This is a genomic window from Citrobacter sp. TBCS-14 (genome assembly GCF_005280805.1).
GTDB classification, from domain to species: domain Bacteria; phylum Pseudomonadota; class Gammaproteobacteria; order Enterobacterales; family Enterobacteriaceae; genus Citrobacter; species Citrobacter gillenii.
On the sequence record NZ_SZWM01000342.1, the window covers coordinates 1 to 256 of the forward strand.

Below are 256 nucleotides of genomic sequence, written 5' to 3' on the forward strand. Positions count from 1 at the left end.
CGGGTTATAGCCTTTGTTGATGACGTTGAGCCCACCATCATCGCGCAGGCTGTAGGTTGCGGTCACTTTTTCCAGCCCACGTTCGAATCGATGGTCGAAACGCGCAATTTCATACCAGGTGCCCAGATAGCGTTTGGCATCAAAGTTATTCACCACGGTAACGCCTTTCGGCGGTGTAGGAGAACTGCAGGCAACAACCAGAAATGCAGCCGTAACTGCAGCAACAACGGGCAGAATGCGCATGGGATATTCCTTG

1 protein-coding gene is annotated in these 256 nt (G+C 52.3%); it reads right to left on the minus strand.

Annotated features, from left to right (window positions below; genetic code table 11):
- The coding region (locus tag FDX22_RS15410; protein ID WP_186805317.1) for a lipocalin family protein at positions 1-243 on the minus strand (243 nt) is incomplete at its 3' end.
- Between the last annotated feature and the right edge of the window lie 13 nt (positions 244-256).